This is a genomic window from Lentzea sp. NPDC051838, assembly GCF_040681245.1.
Classification (GTDB): domain Bacteria; phylum Actinomycetota; class Actinomycetes; order Mycobacteriales; family Pseudonocardiaceae; genus Lentzea.
Genome location: NZ_JBFAYI010000006.1, coordinates 107,074 through 124,959 on the forward strand (window position 1 = coordinate 107,074; position 17,886 = coordinate 124,959).

Below are 17,886 nucleotides of genomic sequence, written 5' to 3' on the forward strand. Positions count from 1 at the left end.
GTCAGGCACAGCTCTCCCCCATCCTGTCGTTCACGTGCGCGGTCAGCTCGTCGATCGTCGGACAGTCGAAGACGTCCGTGTCGGCCAGCGAGAGCCCGGTCGAGTTGTTGATCCGGTCCATCAGTTCCATCTGGGCCTGCGAGTCCACGCCCAGGTCGTGGAACGCCACGGCGGAAGCGTTGCCGGGCAACGGTTCCCCGAGCAGGTCTGCGAGTTCGCGTTCCACCAGCGAACGCACCAGCCACGAACGGTCCGGCGAGTCCTTCCACTCCGCCCGGAACTCCGGCGTCCCGGTCGTGGACACCTCCGCCGCGACCGTCACCTCCGGGAGGATCGGGAACTCCGCACGGTCGAAGGGATGTGCGGGCAGTGACGGCACCTTGCGGGCGGCGCCGAGCAGGCCGAGCACCGGGGCGGGGTCTCCGTCGGCCAGGTGCCTGCCGGCGGCGCTCAAGACCCTCACGTCGCCCGCCCAGCCCTGGGGAACCGCGAAGCTGTTGCCCGCCACCACCTTCGCGAGACCCGCGCGGAGTTCGTCCCAAGTGGACCCGACCACCACTGCCCGGTGGTCCCAGCGCGTGCGGTGCAGCAGCGTCCACGCCACGTCGGCCGGCGTGTGGCCGGCGGGGTCGTGGTCGAGCAGCCTGCGGGCGAGCTCGGCGAGTGCCTCAGGAGAACGCCCGGACAAGCACCACACGACCTCGCCGGCCTGCCCGCGCTGGTCGGCGGCAGGCGGCGGACCGAGCACGACGTGGGCGTTCGTGCCGCCCATGCCGAAGGAGCTGACGCCGACCACCTCGTGCTGGTGCAGCACGAGGTCTTCGCATCGGGTGACGACCTCGAGGTTCAGCTCGTCCAACGGCAGCGCGGACTTCACGAAGTTCAGGCTCCGCGGCACCACGCCGTCGCGGATCATCAGGCAGGCCTTGATCAACCCCGCCACACCGGCCGCCGACTCGAGGTGCCCGATGTTCGTCTTGACGGAACCGACCTTGACCTTCCGGGCCTGCCCGACCGCCGCACCGAGTGCCTTCGCCTCGACCGGATCGCCGACCGGGGTCCCCGTGCCGTGCAGCTCGACGTAGACGACGTCCGATGCGGACACACCGGCGGCCTTGTGCGCGGCCTCGATGACGTCCTGCTGCGACTCCGCCGAGGGAACACCCGGCAGGTCCGGTCCGCCGTCGTTGGCGGTGGCGCTGCCGCGGATCACCGCGTGCACCGCGTCGCCGTCGCGAAGCGCCGCCTCCAGCGGCTTGAGGACGACGAGCCCGCCGCCTTCGCCGCGCACGTACCCGTTGGCGCGTTCATCGAAGGTGTGGCAACGACCGTCGGGTGACAGCCCACCCCACAGCTCGATCTGCTCGGTGACCTCGCGCAGGAGGTTCAGGTTCACCCCACCGGCGATCGCCGCTTCGCACTCGCCGGCGCGAACAGCCGATAAGGCCCTGTGCACAGCAACGAGAGAAGAGGACTGACCGGTGTCCACGACCTCGCTAGGCCCACGCAGGCCGAAGAAGTAGGAGATCCTGTTGGCCAGCATCGTTCGACTCGTGCCCATGTGCCCGTAGCGGTCGAACGATCCGGAAGCGAGGTAGCGGTGGCGGAAGTCGTCCGCGCCCGCTCCGACGAACACGCCCCAGCGCGAGCCCCGCACGTCCGCGGTGCTGACGGCCGCGTCCTCCACGCACTCCCACGCCAGCTCCAGCAGCAACCGCTGCTGCGGGTCCATCCAGGTCGCTTCCCTGCGGGACAACCCGAAGAAACCCGAGTCGAAGGCGTCCAGTCCGTCGACGAACCCGCCGAACCCCGTCGCACCCTGCCACCGGTCCCGCGGCACCTCGGTCACGCTCGACCGGCCCGCGACGAGGTTGCGCAGGAACTGCGCGGGATCGGCCGCACCGGGCAGCCGGCAGGACATGCCGATCACGGCGATCGGGCTCATCGCGCCACCTCGGCGGGCCCTGGTCCGACCAGCAGGTGCCGCACGCCGCGGAACGTGGGGCTGGGCTTCCACTCCAGCTCCGCGCGCGAGGTCCTGATCTCCAGATCCGGGCAGCGTTCGATCAACGCCTCGAACGCGACCTCGGCCTCCACCTTGGCCAGGTGCTTGCCGATGCAGTTGTGCACACCGCCGCCGAACGCGATGTGATCACCGCCAGGCCTGTCGACGTCGAACGCGTCCGGGTCGCCGAACCGTTGTTCGTCCCGGTTCGCCGCGGCGAACGCGAGGAACACGATCGAGCCCGCGGGAATCAGGGTTCCGCCGACCTCGACGTCCTCGCTCACGTAGCGGTAGAGCGACAGGTTGAACGGCGACTGGTGGCGCAGCATCTCCTGCACCGCGCCGGGCACGAGCGCGGGATCCGTCCACAGCCGCTTCCTGAGTCCGGGTTCGGACTCGAGTGCGAGCAGGCCCGCCGCGATCAGGTTCGCGGTCGTCTCGTAGCCGGCGACGAGCAGGGCGTAGGCCTGCGAGACGCCTTCGCGCTCGGTGATGCCGGGGTGCCTGGCCAGCAAGGCCAGCACGTCCTCGTCCTCGGAACTCCTCTTGGCCGCCATGAGATCGCGCAGGTACGCCGCCATCAGCCCGGCGTCGCGCCGCAGGTCCTCCTTGGACGCCGCGCTCGTGATCGTCTGCGCCCACGACGCGAACGTGTGCCGATCCGCGACGGGTACGCCGAGCAGCCCGCAGATCACCTCGATCGAGAACGGCAACGCGAAGTCCTCGACCAGGTCGAACTCGGTGACCCCCGCCAACTCGTCCAGCACACGGTGGGCGACCGCACGCACGTCATCGCGCCGCGACGACGCCGCACGCGCGGTGAACGCGCCGTTGAGCGGCTTGCGCAGCCGGGTGTGGTTCGGCGGGTCGTTGTTCGCCATGTTGTCGTAGAGCACCGCGTCCTGACTTGCGTGCCCGAACACGGCCATCGCCTTGTCCAGCTCCTTGCGGAACCGCGGGTCACCCAGCGCGAGCTCGATGTCCTCGTACGACGTCAGCAGCCACGCTCGCAGACCTGGCGGCAGGTAGGCCATGCCGGTCTCGAGCACCACCTCGACGGGCTTGTTGCCCGCCTCGCGAATCGCGGCGTACGCCGGATACGGATTTCCGAAGAAGTCGCCGTCGAGCACCAACGGATGTGCGCTGCTGTGCGCAGAAAGAATCATGGTCCCCCGATCTTTCGAACAAGACAGCGAGGACTGAGAAGAAAAGCGAAATGCGCAATCCCATGTCCGCCCCCCGCCGACATGCACATATGAACAACTACCAGCCGCTCACAGCGGCACCCCAAACCCCAGCGAACACTACCACCCAGGTCCTGCCGCGCCGACAATGACGAACGTCACGACAGGACGGTCACACCAAATCACATAAAACGCTTTTACCTCACACCGCGGGCCCGAAGACCAGCGACACGTTGTGCCCGCCGAATCCGAACGAGTTGGCGAGCGCGCAGCCCCATTCGCCGCGCCGTTCCGAACCGGTCACGACGTCCAGATCGATCGCCGGGTCGAGTTGCTGGAGGTTGCGGGTGGGCGGCACCACGCCGTCGCGCAACGCCAAAACCGACACGATCGCCCCCAGCGCTCCCGACGCGCCGAGCAGGTGACCGGTCATCGACTTGGTGGCGGTCACCACGGGGTGCGTGCCGACGGCCTTCGCGATCGCCTGCGCCTCCGCGAGGTCGCCCTGCGGCGTCGACGTCGCGTGCGCGTGCACGTGCCCGATGTCCGACGGCTGCAGGCCACCATCGGCCATCGCCTTGTTGATCGCGCGCACCTGCCCGTCGGTGTCGGACGCGGTGATGTGCACGGCACTGGAACTGATGCCCGCGCCGAGCACCGCCCCGTGCGCCTTCGCACCGCGAGCCTTGGCGTGGTCCGCTCGTTCGAGCACGAGCACCGCCGCACCCTCGCCGAGCACGAACCCGCTTCGCGTGGCGTCGAACGGCCGACAGGCCTTCTCCGGCGTCTCGTTCTCCGTGGACAGCGCCCTCATCTGCGCGAAACTGGTGATCGGGAACGGGTGCACGCTCGCTTCGGCACCACCGACGACGACCACGTCGGCCCGCCCGGCCCGAATCAGGTCGAGCCCCACCGCGACAGCCTCCGCACCGGAAGCGCAGGCACTGACGGGCGTGTGGGCACCACCCCGCGCGTTGAGTTCCATGCTCACCCATGACGCCGGGCCGTTGGCCATCAGCATCGGCACCGTGTTCGGCGACACCTTCCGCGGCCCGGCGGTCTCGAGCACGTGGTTCTGCCCGAGCAGGGACAGCACGCCGCCGATACCGGTGCCGATCACCACCGCGACCCGTTCCGGGTCGACCTCGGGAGTACCCGCGTCCGCCCACGCCTGCTTGGCCGCGACGATCGCCATCTGCTCGCACCGGTCGAGCCTGCGCGCGTGCACTCTGGGCAGCGACGCGGCAGGGTCGGCCAGCACCGGCGCCGCGATCCGCACCGGCAGCGACTCCGGCCAGTCGTCGCCCGTGAGCGCGCCGATCCCGTTCTCGCCGGCGCGCATGGCCGACCACGTACCAGCCACGTCGACGCCCAACGGCGTCGTGGCCCCCAAGCCCGTGACCCACACACCCGCGTTAGACAGCATGCCCGGAACCATATCCAACCATCCGGTTGGTTGGCAACCTCAATAAAAGCTCAAGAGGAATTAACCGGAATCTTTTCCACTTCTTGCGCCCACTGTTTACGGCGTACAGGGAATCCAATCCCAGCCCAACGCATCGCGCGTAAATGTACCGCCTTCCACCTGAACACCAATTCACCGGAATTCGGCCCGTCACACCACCGACCGCACCGTGCCACCATCTACTCGGATCGTCGCGCCGCTCACGTAGTCCGCGTAGGAACTCGCGAGATAGGCCACCGCTCCGGCGATCTCCTCCGGCCTGCCGAACCGGCCGACGTCGTTGGGCACCAGCGACGTGACGGCGTTGCGCTCGATGTCCTCCCAGGTGTCGCCCCACCCGTTGGCCAAGGCCTGCGTCGACAGCCACTTCTCGACCGAGTCGACCATGATCGCGCCCGGCGACACGACGTTCGAGGTCACGCCGGTGTCCTTCAGGTCGCGCGCCAGGGAGACGGCGAGGGTGTGGCGGGCGGCCAGGGTCGCGCTGTAGTGGGGCTGGATCGCGATCGGCTGCGAGCCGAGGCCGCCGCCGATCTGGATCACCCTGCCCCAGCCGCGGGCGCGCATGCCGGGGGTGAGGCGCTGGATCATCCGCACCGCGGAGACCACGTTGGACTCGTAGATCTCGCGCCACTCCCCCGGTGTCGCGTCCTGCCAACCCGTGTGGGCGTACCCACCGGCGTTGTTGACCAGTACGTCGACCTCGCCGGCGACGGCGGCCACCGCGTCCGCGCCGGCGTCGGTGGCCAGGTCTCCGATCGCCACCGCGACGGCGCCGATGTCGGCCGCCACGGCTTGCGCTCGAACCTCGTCTCGGCCGTGCACGACGACGTCCGCGCCTTCCGCCGCCAGCAGTCGGGCGATCGCCTCACCGAGGCCCGAGCTCGATCCCGTGACCAGGGCGCGCTTGCCCTTCAGGTTCAGTTCCACCACGTTCTCCACAAGTCTACAGTCGTATACTTCGTTCGAAGTCTACACTCGTATACATGAGTTCCGCACACCGCCGAGACGCCGCCGCCACCCGCGCGGCGATCCTCCGCGCCGGCGTCGAGGCGTTCACCCGGTACGGCTTCGACGGGGTCGGGGTCCGCGAGATCGCCCAGGCGGCTGGGGTCAGCGCGATGCTGGTCAACCGCTACTTCGGGTCGAAAGAAGGACTGTTCGCCGAGGTCGCCGAGGTGTCGATGACCGACCGCACCGTGCTCGGCGACGACCCGGCAACCCTGGCGCGCGACATCGCGGCGGCACTCGTCCGACGAACCTCGCCCGCTGCGGACAACCTGTCGCCGTTCCTGCTCATGCTGCGATCGGCGGCCAACCCGCGCGCGGCCGAGATTCTGCGGGAGAACATCGAGCGCCACGTCGAGGCGCATGTGTACGAGGTCGCACCGGACACGCGCGGCACCGACCGCGCGGCCGTGGTGCTGGCCGTCATCGCCGGGTTCTGGTTGCTGCGCAAGGTGATCGGCAGCAGCGCATTGAACGGGACCGACGAGAAGACCCTCGAGACCACGCTGCGGCAGCTCTTCGAGACCCTGATTCCCTCGGCCACCACCGGTTAGTCACTTGATGCAGCAAAACGGCATCCGACTCGGGTTACTGCGCAGTGAGGGCGAACCCGCGCGCAGCGAACCGAGGAGAAGCCGCGTTGAAACGATCATGTCTGGCCATGGTGCTGATAGCGGCAACAGCGGCCGCACCCGCCGCAGCGGAACCGCAGGTACCACCCGGAGCAGGCACTGACGGACTGTCCGCCGAGGTCACGCTCGTCACCGGCGACAAGGTCACCGTCAACGGCGACGCGGTCCACGTCCAACGGGCTCCCGGCCGGGAGAACCTGCGGTTCCGCACCTATCGGGACGTGCACGGCCATCTGCACGTCGTGCCGCTCGACGTTCAGCCGCGGCTGAACTCCGGTGAGCTCGACGAGCGGCTGTTCGACGTCTCGCTGCTCGCCGGAGCGGCCCCTGACCAACCCCGCGGCGTGCGGCAGCAGGTGGCGGAGAGCTACGACTTGAAGCTCACGTTCCTCGATCACGACGGCAGACCCGCACCCAACTACCACTTCCGCTTCGTCGACAACGCCCGGCAGGAGGAGCACAGCGGCTACGACCCCTCCGGCACCGTCACCGTCCGCCTGCCGAAAGGCACGTTCTACTTCGAGGCGAACATCGACACACCGGGTGCCACCCCGACGACGAGGGGCAGGCTCACCAGCGCGGCCGAGCCCGCGTTCGCCGTCACCTCCGACACCGAGCTCGTGATCGACGCGCGCCAGGCCACCCAGCCCGCGATCTCGGTGGACCGCCAGGAGGCGGCGGAGGTCGTCTCGGAGGCGGGCCTGTCCTCGATCACGGACTGGGGCGGCGAGGTCGGCGCGCGCTTCCTGATCGACACGTTCGACGGCTTCTACGTCCGTCCTTCGACGACTTCGCGGCCGCAGTTCAGCTGGTACGCGCAGACCGTGCTCGCCAGGCCGGACGGCACCGGCCGCTTCTCCGGCAGCCCGTACCAGTACCACGCACGCGTCGTCGAGCACGGCGGCGTGCCGGCGAACGTGCGCCGAACCTTGCCGGACAACGAGTTCGCTGTGATCGACACCGTGACACACGCTCGTGTCCCGGGCTCACAGGTGAACCGCAACTACGGCGCGTCCGGGCCGGCGCCGTTCAAGCTGCGCGAGTACTACACGCCGGACGTGGAGTGGTGGCCCTCGACCGGCGAGTCGACCGCGGCGGGCAACGGCTACCAGACCGACGCGTCCGCCCGCGTCTACCGACGTGGCCAGACCGGCGTCGAACACCTCAACACGGCGGTGTTCGGCCCCGCGTTTCCCTTCGGCCCCGCCAACTACCGTCCTGCCGGGCGGCGTGGTGACCTGCTGCGGCTGCAGGTGCCGATGTTCAGCGACTCGTCCGGTCTGAGGATGGGAGACAGTCCGCACACCGGCCGGACCACCCTGTCCCGCGACGGCGAACTGCTCGGCGAAGCCGCCTCGGCGGGCGGTTACCTCTCGACCGAGGCGCCGGCCGCCAGCACGCGCTTTCAGCTGCACGCCGAGGGCGCACGGGACTCGGTGACCGCGCGGGTCATCGCGGACTGGACGTTCACCTCCGAGCACGTGCCCGGTGACGAGCTCGAGCTCGTCCCGCTGCTGGCCGTGCGGTTCGCGCCCGAGCTCGACGAGCACAACCGGGGACGTGCCGGCCGCGCGCTGACGTTCCCGATCACCGTTCAGCGCAACGGAACCGCCGGCAACGTCACGGATGTGCGCGCTCCGGCCGTGCAGGTGTCCTACGACGAAGGCGCGACCTGGCACGGGGTCAAGCCGCTCAGGATCGGCACCAGGTGGCTGGTCACGCTGTGGCATCCGGCGAACGCCAAGTCCGTGTCGCTCAAGGCGAACACCGGTGACGAGACGGGCGAGGTCGAGCAGACGATCATCCGTGCCTACTACCTGAAGTAGCCCACTACGCCGACCGTGTGTTCGCCGACTTGGCGAGGTGCTTCTGGAAGAAGTCGTGCCGGAACTGGTAGACGCCACCGACCTCGCGCAGCAGGCCGCGTTCGTAGGCGTCCACCAGGAACACCTGCAGCCGCAGCGGCATTCGGCCACCCAACAGGAGTTTCGTTGTGTGGTAAGAGGTTCCCGCGTGCCAGGTTCTCGCAGTGATCAAGATGGGGATCAGCAGCAGCTCAAGTGGAAAGTCCGGGTACTGCTCCAAGCCGAACGTGTAGCCGAAGTAGAACACCAGGACCGCTGCCTGCAGACCGAGCGCCCGGCTCGCGCTGTACCGGCGGTCAGCGGCCAGCGCGTCGGCGGTGGTGACGAGCGACGTGATCGGCAACCTGCCGTGCTTGGCTCGTAGCGCGTAAGCGAACCACCCCACCAGCACGGCCACGACGCCGATCATGAGGCTGAGCAAGGAGAAGCCGAAGAGTGTGAGTGGATCGGCGGGGAGGTACCAGCCGTCGGTCTCCTCGATGGTGAGGAAGTCGGTGCCGTAGAGCTGGACGACGCGAATCGTCAACCACGTCATGATCGGCAGGAACACGGCGAGCCCGGCGACCGCGCCCAGCCCGTAGGCGCGGTCGTCGATCACTGGCTCGGTGTGGCCCGGCGCGCGAGGCCCGATCGGCACGGCGGTTCCGGCGACCAGCGCGATCGCCGCGGCCAGCCAGTAGTGCTGCGGTCCGGCGATCTGGTCCACGAAGCCGTGCCGGTAGAGCTCTGGCCAGCCGTGATCGACCGCGAGCAGGCTCGCGAGCACGCCCAGCCAGACGACGGGAAAGCTCAGCCGCAGCACGAGCCGCCGGGGCAGGTCGAGCGAACGGTGCAGTCGCCACCACGCGATGTCCTGAACACCGAGCCGGTCCAGGTGACGGGCTAGGAACGTGAGCCATTCGGTGACCTTCGCCGCCGGATAGGCCGGAGAGTTCGTCGCCGCCAGATCAGGATGCGGAGCGACTGAGTAGGCGGCGGGGATGAGTGCGTCGAGCAAATGCGTGTGCACGGCGGCGATGTCGGGGAACGCGCACAACGCGCTGGGGTCGGTGTCGCGGCGGGCGTAGGTGAACCGGGCCAGCGAAGCCACGAAGGGTGAGGACAAAGCGGTCGCGAGCGGGCCGTCCGGGTTGGTCCGCAACGCGGTGAAGACCGGCGACCAGCGCTCTTCGTCGCCGGGCCGGTGGAGGTAGGAGATCGTGTCCTCCGGCTGGACGGGATGGAGCTCGACGACCAGCGCCGTGCGCAAACCCGCGCCGGCCGCCGTGAGCTCGTCCGTGCGCGAGGTGAGCACGACGGGGTTCCCGCCGTCGATGGCCGTGTTGATCTGCCGGACCGCGAGAGTGCGGTGCACTTCCGGAAGTTCGTCGAAGCCGTCGAGCACCGGCAGGATCCGGCCCGATGCGAGCAGCCGCCGCCATTGCGCCCAGCCGATCGCCGGGTAGTCACGGGTCAGCGCGCTCGCGGCCCACCGGTACAGCGGCTGCTCCGGGTCCCAGGACGACAGCGAGAGCACCACGGGAACCGGCCGGCCCTCCGTGGGCAGCCGCAAGGCCAAGTGCACCGCCATGACCGTCTTGCCGCTGCCGGGTGGGCCGATGATCACCAGTTGCGGGGCTGCCGCTGCGAGGAAGGTCGCCGGCAGGTCGTGGATGTCGCCGCGGGACTCCGGACGGGCGGTGTCGGACCACGCGACCGGCAACAGGTGCGACAGGCTGATGCCGCGCGACTGCAGTTCCGCCTTCCACTGGGCCCGCACCTCGTCGGCGAGCGCGGACAGATCCGGCTCGGGTGTGCCGCCGCGTTGAAACCACCACGTGCCGAACGCGAGGAGCACGCCCGCGACCAGACCCATCGCCGCCGCGACGGGCCACGGCACGAAGTTCACCAGTGCACCGAGCACAGTGGCCACGACGATGCCGGCCAGAACCGCCCGAGTGATCAACAGCGCTCCCCGTCTCCGCGAACGTCAACGGGCTATCGCGAGAACAGCGGCGGGCGTAACGCGGGCCCCGCCGACCACGACAGCAACATGCGATCTATCGAGGGAGACGCTGGGGTGCGGTGGTTGTCGTGGGTGGTGCCACCGCTGTTGGCCGTGTTGGTGGGACTCGTGACCAACAGGGCCTCCGAGAAGCTCCCGCCGTGGGTCGACACCTGGGCGTGGACCGCACTAGGTCTGCTGACCGCCCTCACGATGGTGCTGGAGTTCGTCCGGCAACGCACCGCGGACGGACGAACCGCCCAAGCGCGGGAACGGCAGGCGGCGGCAGCGCTGGCCGATGCCGTGACCAAGCAGTGGTCGCGTGAGCTGTCGGCGCTGCTCGCCGGCCGGGCGATGCCGCATCCCTGGTCGACCACGACGCGTCCGGTCCTGCCCCCGGCTATAGACATCGTTGGTGCGGCACCGGAACGGACGTGGAGCACCGCGCTGCGCCGGGTGTTCCGCCGTGCTGTCACCAAGTCGAACGCCGAACTGCCGGTGCTCGACGTGCTGCGGCGGGCACAGGCCCGTGGCGATCTCGACTTCCGCGGCGGCGTGGACGAGCTCGTCGCCTTGCTGCGGGAGTTGCCGCGACGGCAGCTGATCGTGCTCGGCGAGCCCGGTGCGGGCAAGAGCGTGCTGGCCGCGCGGATCACCTTGGCGTTGTGCGCCAACCGCTCGGAAGACGACGTGGTGCCGGTGCTGCTGCCCCTGTCGTCGTGGCAGGTCGGCGAGGAGTCGCCACGAGACTGGATCAAACGCCGGCTGCGGGCCGACTACGCCTCCGACGACGTCGAACAGCTCGTCGACGCGGATCGTGTGCTGGCCGTGGCCGACGGCCTCGACGAACTGCCTCCCGAACTGCACGCCGAGGCGGTCGCGGAGCTAGGCGCCAGCGGGCTGCCGCTCGTCGTGACCTCGCGCAGTGTGGAGTACGAGGACGCCGTGTCGCCGTCCGGCCGGGTTCCCGCGTCGGCTCTGGTGGTGGAGCTCGCCCCGCTCACGGAAGCGGACGCCACGACCTACCTGTCGGCCGGCCGGGTTGATCGAGATCCGCGCTGGGCCCCACTCCTCGCCCGACTGCGGAACCAGCCGGAGAGCGCTCTCGCCCAGGCGTTGCGCACGCCGCTGATGATCGACCTGGCCCGCGCCGCCGATCCGCGGACCCTGCTCGACCTCGACGACGAGGACCAGATCAAACAGCTCCTGCTCGACGGGCTGGTGCCCGCCTCCTACCCGGACGCTCGAAGAGAAACCGCCGCACAGCAGCTGAGTTTTCTGGCCGGGCACCTGCACCGCCAGAGGACCTACGAACTCGCCTGGTGGCAGCTGTACCGCGCGCTGCGCTTCCCCAAGTGGGCCACCGGGATCGGCGTCGGGCTGACCGCGGCGGTGCTCGCGACGCTCGCGGTGTGGCTCATGGTGTCGCCCACGGTGGCCGAGACGGGTGCGAAGGCAGCGCTCGGGCTCGCCGCTGGGGCTTTGGCCGGCGTCGTGGTGGGGTGGATGGCCGCGACGAACGCAGAGGGCGAACCGCGCCGCATCAACACCCAGGTGCGCGGCAGGAGAACACAGCTGGCCGTGCAGATCGGTGTGGGTGCTATGCGCGGCATCGGCGCGGGGTTGATCATCGGCCTCGTCGCCGAGCTCACCTACTCGTTGCGGTACGGCACGTCCGACCCGGTCCACCCTGGTTTGTTGATGGGCGTGGCATTCGGTGCGATCACCGGCATCGCGTACAGCCTGGTCGGGTGGTTGGAGATGACGGCGATCTCCCTGCGCACCGCGAGCCCCGCGGCGAGCCTGCGCGGCGACCGCACCACGAAACTCGTGCAGCTCGCGGTGCTGGCGGTGCCGTTCGGCCTGTCGACGGGCCTGGTGCTCGGGCTGGTGGCGGGCCCCGTGGTCGGGCTGCTCGACGGTGCGGGCGCCGCGCTGCTCGGGGTCGTCGTCGGATTGGCCCGCGGCCCGCATCTCTGGGTGCGGTTCGTGGTCGCCCGGTTCGTCCTGGCAGCACGGGGGCGTCTGCCGTGGCGGCTCATGGCGTTCCTCGCCGAAGCGCACGAACTGAACGTCCTGCGAGCGAACGGCGGTGCGTACCAGTTCCGCCACAGACTGCTCCAGGATCGGCTGTCCGGCAGCCCACTCGCGGCGGGCAGGTCCTCCGCGCCGGCACCGGCTCGGATCCCCCGGCGCGCCGGCAGGTTCGCGGCGCTGATCGTGGCCGTGCTCCTGGCCGGGACGGGACTGGGCGTCGGCCTTCCGATCGCGGGCGGGTTGCAGACGCGGTGCGGCTTGACCCCGTTCGATCAGGACGTCCGCTACCTCAGCGCCGGTTTCGACTACGAGTGCGTCGGCATCTCGGACGGCTCCTACGCGTTCGCCGGTGACCAATCCGGGATCTACGAGCTGATCCAACGCGAAAACGCGACGGTCACCTCAGCACAGCACGAGTACGTTCGCGTCGCACTCCTCGCCCCGCTGGAACCGGGCACGTTCGACCAGCCGCACATCAGGCACGCGTTGCAGGGCGTGTACCTCGCGCAGAAACAGGCCAACTCGGAGAACGCCGTCAAGGTGCAGGTGCTGCTGGCCAACGAGGGCCGCCGTCAGTCGAACTGGCGGCCCGTGGTCGAGCAGCTCCTCCCGATGACGCGGCAGCAGCACCCGCTCGTCGCAGTGGTGGGACTGGGCCTCAGCAGCTCGAACGCGGTCGCCGCGACCAGGATGCTGTCCCAGCAAGGCATCCCGATGGTCGCGGCGACCGCGAACGCACTGGCATCGAACAGCCTGTTCCGAATCACCCCGTCCAACACCGAGTACGCCGAGGCCCTGCGGCGGTCGTGGACGGGACCGGCGCCGGAGTTCCTGCTCACGACCGGCGAACCAGACCCGTACGTCCAGTCGCTGCGGGAGAGCTTTCTGTCGACCTGGGAGCTGCCCGAGGTGCGCGGCGGCGGGCGGATCTACCTCCCGTCATGCCCGTCTGCATTGCTGTACGCCGGGCGCGCGGTCGACGACCTGATTCGCTACCTCCGGGAGCAGTGCGGGCATCAGCCCCTGACCGTCGGCGTCGTGGCAGCCGGGATTCCCTCAGCAGAACCGTTGCCGCACCACACGTTCCGCTACGCGTTCCCCGCTGACCCCGCCGGGTGGACGGTGAATCAGGCCCCTGAGGGCTTCGGCCCGTTTCGCGCCGACTACTGCGGCCTGTTCCGCGAGCCACTGGACGACGGCTTCGCGCTGCTCTACCACGACGCGGCCGCAGCGGCGTTCGCCACGATCCGCCCGGAGGCGAGCACGGCCTCCGTCCTGGCCGGGTTGCGAACCGTCGAGGTGCGTGGCGCGACCGGCACGTTCAGGTTCGACGAGCGCGGAAACCCCGTCGGCAAGCCGATTCCGATCGTCACCAGACCGCCGCGAACCATGTGCCCGTAAGTGCACAGAACTGAGCATTCTCGGCCCCTGTCAGCCGAATCCGAGGAGTTTTCATCTATCCTCGCGGCGATCACGGTCCTGACACCGAGGAGCAGCTCCTTGCGTCTTCCGCTCCTGATCGTGTGCGTATGTGCCGCGGCCATCTGCGCAGGTGTCGGGCTGGGTGTGCTGATCAGCACGCGGTCTGACGGTACGGCTTCACCCAGCACGGCGCCGGGGAGCCGTGGAGCGGTCGACGTGCCCAGCATCGTTCCGACGGGAACGGTGGCTGGAGCTGTTGTCACGCCGACGGAACGCAGCACGCCGTCCTCCTCCGCGAGCCACAAGTCGCAGCCGACCACCACTTCGGTGACGACGACGGCGCCCGCCACGTCACAAACGACCACAACCACCAGCATGAGCTCCAGCTCGCGGCCGAGCAGCCCTGCTCCGCCGACGCGAACGAGCTCCGGCGGTTGCATCCTCATCTTGTGCTGGAACGGCTAGGAGAATGACCAGGCCGCGAGCGAGAACCGGTTGAGGCGAGCCGGATCACCAACGGCTTCGTACGACGAGATCAGTCCGTTGTGGACAGTCACGCGCAGGACGAGCTGCAGGCGACCCAGCGGCGCGATCACGATTCCGGGCTCTCCGTCGACCAGCGCCACCTCGGCGATCGCGATCCGGTGCGCGTTCGCCGCAGTTGCCTCCGCGACCGCCCGAGCGCCCCGGATCTCGGCGGCGACTCCGGGCGGCGTCGCGAACCGGTCGGCCCTGCGCACCACGTCCGGCGCCAGCAGGTCGAGCAACGCGGCCAGGTCGCCGTGGCGCGCGGCGGCGAGGAACGCCTCCACCACGGCGTGGTTGCGGGCGAGCTCGGTCCTGTCCCCCGGTGCCGCACCTCGGACCCGGCCGCGAGCGCGGCTGGCCAGTTTCTTGCTCGCCACCGGTGATCTGCCCACGACCGTCGCGATCTCCTCGAACGGGACGGCGAACACGTCGTGCAGCACGAAGGCGACGCGCTCGGCGGGCGTCAACCGGTCCAGCACGACCAGCAGGGCCAGGCCTACCGACTCGGCCAGCACGGCCTCCGCCTCCGGTTCGACGCCGCCGTGCCGTTCGACTGCAACACCTGGCGCCTCGTTGCGGGATCGCCTGGCGCGCAACAGGTCCAGGCTGATCCTGCCGACCACGGTGGTGAGCCAGCCGGCCAGGTTCTCGATCTCGCCGACATCGGCGCGGTCGGCCCGCAGCCAGGCGAGCTGCACGGCGTCGTCGGCCTCGTCGAGCGAGCCCAGCAGCCGGTAGGCCACCCCGCGCAGGTGCTCGCGGCACGCCTCGAAGCGCACCGCCAACGCCTCGGATCCGGTCATCGGTCACCTTTCCCGTTCGCCATCCGTCAAGAGGGTGCCGACCCACTTCGGATGAGCGCGACGAGCAGAGGAGAACCGGTTCGTGAGTCTACAGATGGCCTACATCATCGTCACGGTGTCAGCAGCCGTCGCCACCACCTTTGCGTCCATTGTGGACTTCATGCGCGCCGAATGGGTCATCGCCAACATGACCAAGTATGGCGTGCCGCGCGACTGGTTGTTCCTGCTCGGGGTCGCCAAAGCAGCTGGTGCCGTCGGCCTGGTCGCGGGATTCGTGGTGCCGCCCATCGGAATCGCGGCCGCGGCGGGTCTGACCGTCTACTTCGTCGGCGCGGTCATCACGGTCGTGCGCAGCCGGTGGTACTCGGACGTCAGCGCCCCGGCGGCGTTTCTCGCACTCGCCGCCGGGACGCTGGCATTGGGACTCGTCCAAGCCTGACTCAGCGCAGCGAACGGAAAGCCGCGCGGAGCTCGGCGGTGAACAGGCCGGGTTCCTCCCAGGCGGCGAAGTGTCCGCCCCGGACCGGCTGCTGGTAGTAGGAGAGCGTCGGGTACGACGACTGCACCCAGCTGCGCGGAGCCTGGAAGATCTCGCCGGGAAAGGCGCTGAACGCGACCGGGACCTTCACCGGTGCGGTGACCTGGCCCCCGGAGTGAAAGCTCTCCCAGTACGCGCGGGCGGCCGAGACACCCGTGCCGGTGAGCCAGTACAACGAGATGTTGTCCAGGACGTGCTCCCTGGTGAGGTTGCCCGCAGGCGCCTCGCCCAGGAAGGCTCGGGCGATCTTGTGATAGCTGTCCGTGTCGTGGTCGAGCATCCACGCCGCCAGGGCGACCGGGGAGTCCAGCAGCGCGTAGCCGATCGTCTCGGGCCGGGTGGACTGCTCGACCAGGTAGCCGTTGCCGGTGGTGCCGAACACTTTGAGCGCGGCGGCCGCGGCCTTCTCCTCATCGGTGTTCTTCGGCAGACCCGCGCTGTTGCGCAACGCCGGAACCAGCAGGTTCAGATGGATGCCGGCGAGCCCGGCAGGTGCCAGCCGACCGAGGTTGTCGGTGACGGCCGCGCCGACGTCGCCGCCCTGGGCGACGTAGCGGGTGTAGCCGAGGCGGCGCATCAGCTCGGCCCAGGCACGCGCGGTCCGGCCCGTCTCCCAGCCGAGCCCGGTCGGCTGGGCGGAGAAGCCGTAGCCCGGAATCGACGGCAGGACGACGTGAAACGCGTCGGCCGCCGTGCCGCCGTGCGCGGTCGGGTTCGTGAGCGGCCCGATGGTCTCGAGCAGCTCCACGATCGAGCCCGGCCAGCCGTGGGTCATGATCAGCGGCAGCGCATTCGAGTGCTTCGACCTGACGTGGACGAAGTGGATGTCGACACCGTCGATCTCGGTCTTGAACTGCGGGAACGCGTTGATCTTCTCCTCGAACCGGCGCCAGTCGTAGCGGGTGGTCCAGAAGCGGGCAAGCCCTTGCGCGGCCGCGAGTTGCACGCCCTGAGTACGGTCGGCGACGAGCTCCCGGGACGGCCAGCGCGTCGCGGCGACCCGGTCGCGCAGATCGGCCAGCTGCCGGCGAGGAACCGCGACCCGGAACGGACGGATCCCGTCCCGCGACGCGAACGCCGGGGCTTCGCCGAGCGCACTCGTCACCGCGACGCTGAGTCCGGCGGCGAGTCCGCCCTGCAGCAGCTGCCGTCGTGTAGGTCCAGACATGGATCTCCCCCTCCTAGCGCAGTTCTCGGAACGCGGCGCGGACCTCGGCTGCGAACAGCTCCGGCTCTTCCCAGGCGGCGAAGTGACCGCCCCGTTCGGCGACCCCGAAGTAGGTGAGCGTGGGGTACGACAGTTCGGCCCAGCTGCGCGGAGTCCGCCAGATCTCGCCGGGGAACGTGCTGAACCCGACCGGAACCCGCGGCGCCGGAAGTGGCGGTTGGCCCGCGGTGGGGGCGTCGGCTCCGTAGGCCTCCCAGTAGCTGCGGGAGGTGGACGCGCCGGTGCCGGTCAGCCAGTAGGCGGTGATGTTGTCGAGCAGGTGGTCGCGGGTGAGGTTGCCGGACGGCTTGCCGTCGACGAACGCACTGGCGATCTTGTAGTAGGCGTCGGTGTCGTGGTCGATCATCCAGGCGGCGAGCGCGGACGGGGAGTCCAGCAGCGCGTACCCGATGGTCTGCGGCCGGGTGGCCATCTCGACGAAGTAGCCGTTGCCGGTGGTCTGGAACTCCTTGATCGCGGCCAGCGCCGCGCGTTCCTCCTCGGTGCCGTTCGGCAACGACGACGGGTCGTTGAGCGCGGGCACGAGCAGGTTGGTGTGGATGCCCACCAAACCTTGCGGGCCCAGTCGCCCGATCGCGTCGGTGACGCCGGCCCCGACGTCGCCGCCCTGCGCCACGTAGCGGTCGTAGCCGAGCCGGCGCATCAGCCCCGCCCACGCCCGAGCGGTGCGCACGAGGTCCCAGCCGACCTCCTTCGGTTCCGCCGAGAAGCCGTACCCCGGCAGGGAGGGCAGCACGAGGTGGAACGCGTCCGCAGCGGTGCCGCCGTGCGCGGTCGGGTCGGTCAGCGGGCCGACGGAGTCGAGCATCTCGATGACCGACCCCGGCCAGCCGTGGGTCATGATCAACGGCAGCGCGTCCGCGTGCTTCGACCTGACGTGCACGAAGTGGATGTCCACGCCGTCGATCTCGGTCGTGAACTGCGGCAGCGCGTTGAGCCGCGACTGGACTCGCCGCAGGTCGTAGTCGTTCTCCCAGTAGCGGTGCAGCGCTCGCATCGTGGCCAGCTGCACGCCTTGCGAGCGGTCGCCGACCAGTTCTCTGGTCGGCCAGCGCGTCGCCGCCAGACGACGACGCAACTGGTCGAGCGCCTCCTGGCGGAAGCGGACGCTGAACGGTCGGATCACATGATCGGTCTGCTGCTCGAGCGTGGACATGTCGCACGCCTTTCACGAGGGAAATCCGGGA

The 17,886-nt window shown here is 69.5% G+C and carries 12 protein-coding genes; 4 read left to right on the forward strand and 8 right to left on the reverse strand.

What is annotated here, in order from left to right:
* Window position 1 precedes the first annotated feature (1 nt).
* The 4 genes from AB0M24_RS16535 to AB0M24_RS16550 all read right to left on the reverse strand — a co-directional run bounded on the left by AB0M24_RS16535 (window position 2) and on the right by AB0M24_RS16550 (window position 5,584).
* Window positions 2-1,945, reverse strand: a complete 1,944-nt coding sequence (locus AB0M24_RS16535) for a beta-ketoacyl synthase N-terminal-like domain-containing protein (protein WP_363767406.1) — start codon at window positions 1,943-1,945, stop codon at window positions 2-4.
* Window positions 1,942-3,171, reverse strand: a complete 1,230-nt coding sequence (locus AB0M24_RS16540) for a cytochrome P450 (RefSeq protein ID WP_363767409.1) — start codon at window positions 3,169-3,171, stop codon at window positions 1,942-1,944. The genes AB0M24_RS16535 and AB0M24_RS16540 overlap by 4 nt, the downstream gene beginning before the upstream one ends.
* A gap of 220 nt (window positions 3,172-3,391) precedes the next feature.
* On the reverse strand, window positions 3,392-4,612 hold the full coding sequence (locus tag AB0M24_RS16545; RefSeq protein WP_363768261.1) for a beta-ketoacyl-[acyl-carrier-protein] synthase family protein: 1,221 nt from the start codon (window positions 4,610-4,612) through the stop codon (window positions 3,392-3,394).
* 192 nt (window positions 4,613-4,804) lie between these two features.
* Window positions 4,805-5,584: an SDR family NAD(P)-dependent oxidoreductase gene (locus AB0M24_RS16550; protein WP_363767412.1), complete on the reverse strand. Its 780-nt coding sequence runs from the start codon at window positions 5,582-5,584 to the stop codon at window positions 4,805-4,807.
* 56 nt (window positions 5,585-5,640) lie between these two features.
* Here AB0M24_RS16550 and AB0M24_RS16555 point away from each other — a divergent pair, with 56 nt between their 5' ends.
* On the forward strand, window positions 5,641-6,216 hold the full coding sequence (locus tag AB0M24_RS16555) for a TetR family transcriptional regulator (RefSeq protein WP_363767415.1): 576 nt from the start codon (window positions 5,641-5,643) through the stop codon (window positions 6,214-6,216).
* A 107-nt stretch (window positions 6,217-6,323) separates the two neighbouring features.
* A complete protein-coding gene (locus AB0M24_RS16560; RefSeq protein ID WP_363767418.1) occupies window positions 6,324-8,120 on the forward strand; it encodes a hypothetical protein in 1,797 nt (598 codons plus the stop codon).
* Between the two features lie 4 nt (window positions 8,121-8,124).
* On the opposite strand, the gene AB0M24_RS16565 is transcribed toward AB0M24_RS16560, so the two are convergent.
* Window positions 8,125-10,104 carry an NACHT domain-containing protein gene (locus AB0M24_RS16565; RefSeq protein ID WP_363767421.1) on the reverse strand — a complete coding sequence of 660 codons (1,980 nt, stop codon included), beginning with the start codon at window positions 10,102-10,104 and terminating at the stop codon, window positions 8,125-8,127.
* Between the two features lie 168 nt (window positions 10,105-10,272).
* Here AB0M24_RS16565 and AB0M24_RS16570 point away from each other — a divergent pair, with 168 nt between their 5' ends.
* Window positions 10,273-13,581, forward strand: coding sequence for an NACHT domain-containing protein (locus tag AB0M24_RS16570; protein ID WP_363767424.1), 3,309 nt, complete (start codon window positions 10,273-10,275; stop codon window positions 13,579-13,581).
* 482 nt (window positions 13,582-14,063) lie between these two features.
* Here the strand turns inward: AB0M24_RS16570 and AB0M24_RS16575 are convergent, their stop codons facing one another.
* Window positions 14,064-14,933: a sigma-70 family RNA polymerase sigma factor gene (locus AB0M24_RS16575; protein WP_363767427.1), complete on the reverse strand. Its 870-nt coding sequence runs from the start codon at window positions 14,931-14,933 to the stop codon at window positions 14,064-14,066.
* Window positions 14,934-15,015: 82 nt separating this feature from the next.
* On the opposite strand from AB0M24_RS16575, the gene AB0M24_RS16580 reads away from it, so the two are divergent.
* Window positions 15,016-15,372 carry a DoxX family protein gene (locus AB0M24_RS16580; RefSeq protein ID WP_363767430.1) on the forward strand — a complete coding sequence of 119 codons (357 nt, stop codon included), beginning with the start codon at window positions 15,016-15,018 and terminating at the stop codon, window positions 15,370-15,372.
* A 1-nt stretch (window position 15,373) separates the two neighbouring features.
* Here AB0M24_RS16580 and AB0M24_RS16585 read toward each other — a convergent pair whose 3' ends face one another.
* Entirely contained in the window at window positions 15,374-16,639 is a 1,266-nt protein-coding gene (locus AB0M24_RS16585) for an epoxide hydrolase family protein (protein WP_363767433.1), read from the reverse strand.
* A 13-nt stretch (window positions 16,640-16,652) separates the two neighbouring features.
* Window positions 16,653-17,855 (reverse strand): epoxide hydrolase family protein, encoded by a 1,203-nt coding sequence (locus tag AB0M24_RS16590; RefSeq protein WP_363767436.1) that lies wholly within the window; start codon window positions 17,853-17,855, stop codon window positions 16,653-16,655.
* Between the last annotated feature and the right edge of the window lie 31 nt (window positions 17,856-17,886).

What these genes read in the sequence shown, in the direction of transcription:
- AB0M24_RS16585 (WP_363767433.1), bottom strand. Translation starts at nt 16,639, where the DNA reads ATGTCTGGACCTACACGACGGCAGCTGCTGCAGGGCGGACTCGCCGCC.
- AB0M24_RS16555 (WP_363767415.1), top strand. Translation starts at nt 5,641, where the DNA reads ATGAGTTCCGCACACCGCCGAGACGCCGCCGCCACCCGCGCGGCGATC.
- AB0M24_RS16575 (WP_363767427.1), bottom strand. Translation starts at nt 14,933, where the DNA reads ATGACCGGATCCGAGGCGTTGGCGGTGCGCTTCGAGGCGTGCCGCGAG.
- AB0M24_RS16540 (WP_363767409.1), bottom strand. Translation starts at nt 3,171, where the DNA reads ATGATTCTTTCTGCGCACAGCAGCGCACATCCGTTGGTGCTCGACGGC.
- AB0M24_RS16535 (WP_363767406.1), bottom strand. Translation starts at nt 1,945, where the DNA reads ATGAGCCCGATCGCCGTGATCGGCATGTCCTGCCGGCTGCCCGGTGCG.
- AB0M24_RS16560 (WP_363767418.1), top strand. Translation starts at nt 6,324, where the DNA reads ATGGTGCTGATAGCGGCAACAGCGGCCGCACCCGCCGCAGCGGAACCG.
- AB0M24_RS16590 (WP_363767436.1), bottom strand. Translation starts at nt 17,855, where the DNA reads ATGTCCACGCTCGAGCAGCAGACCGATCATGTGATCCGACCGTTCAGC.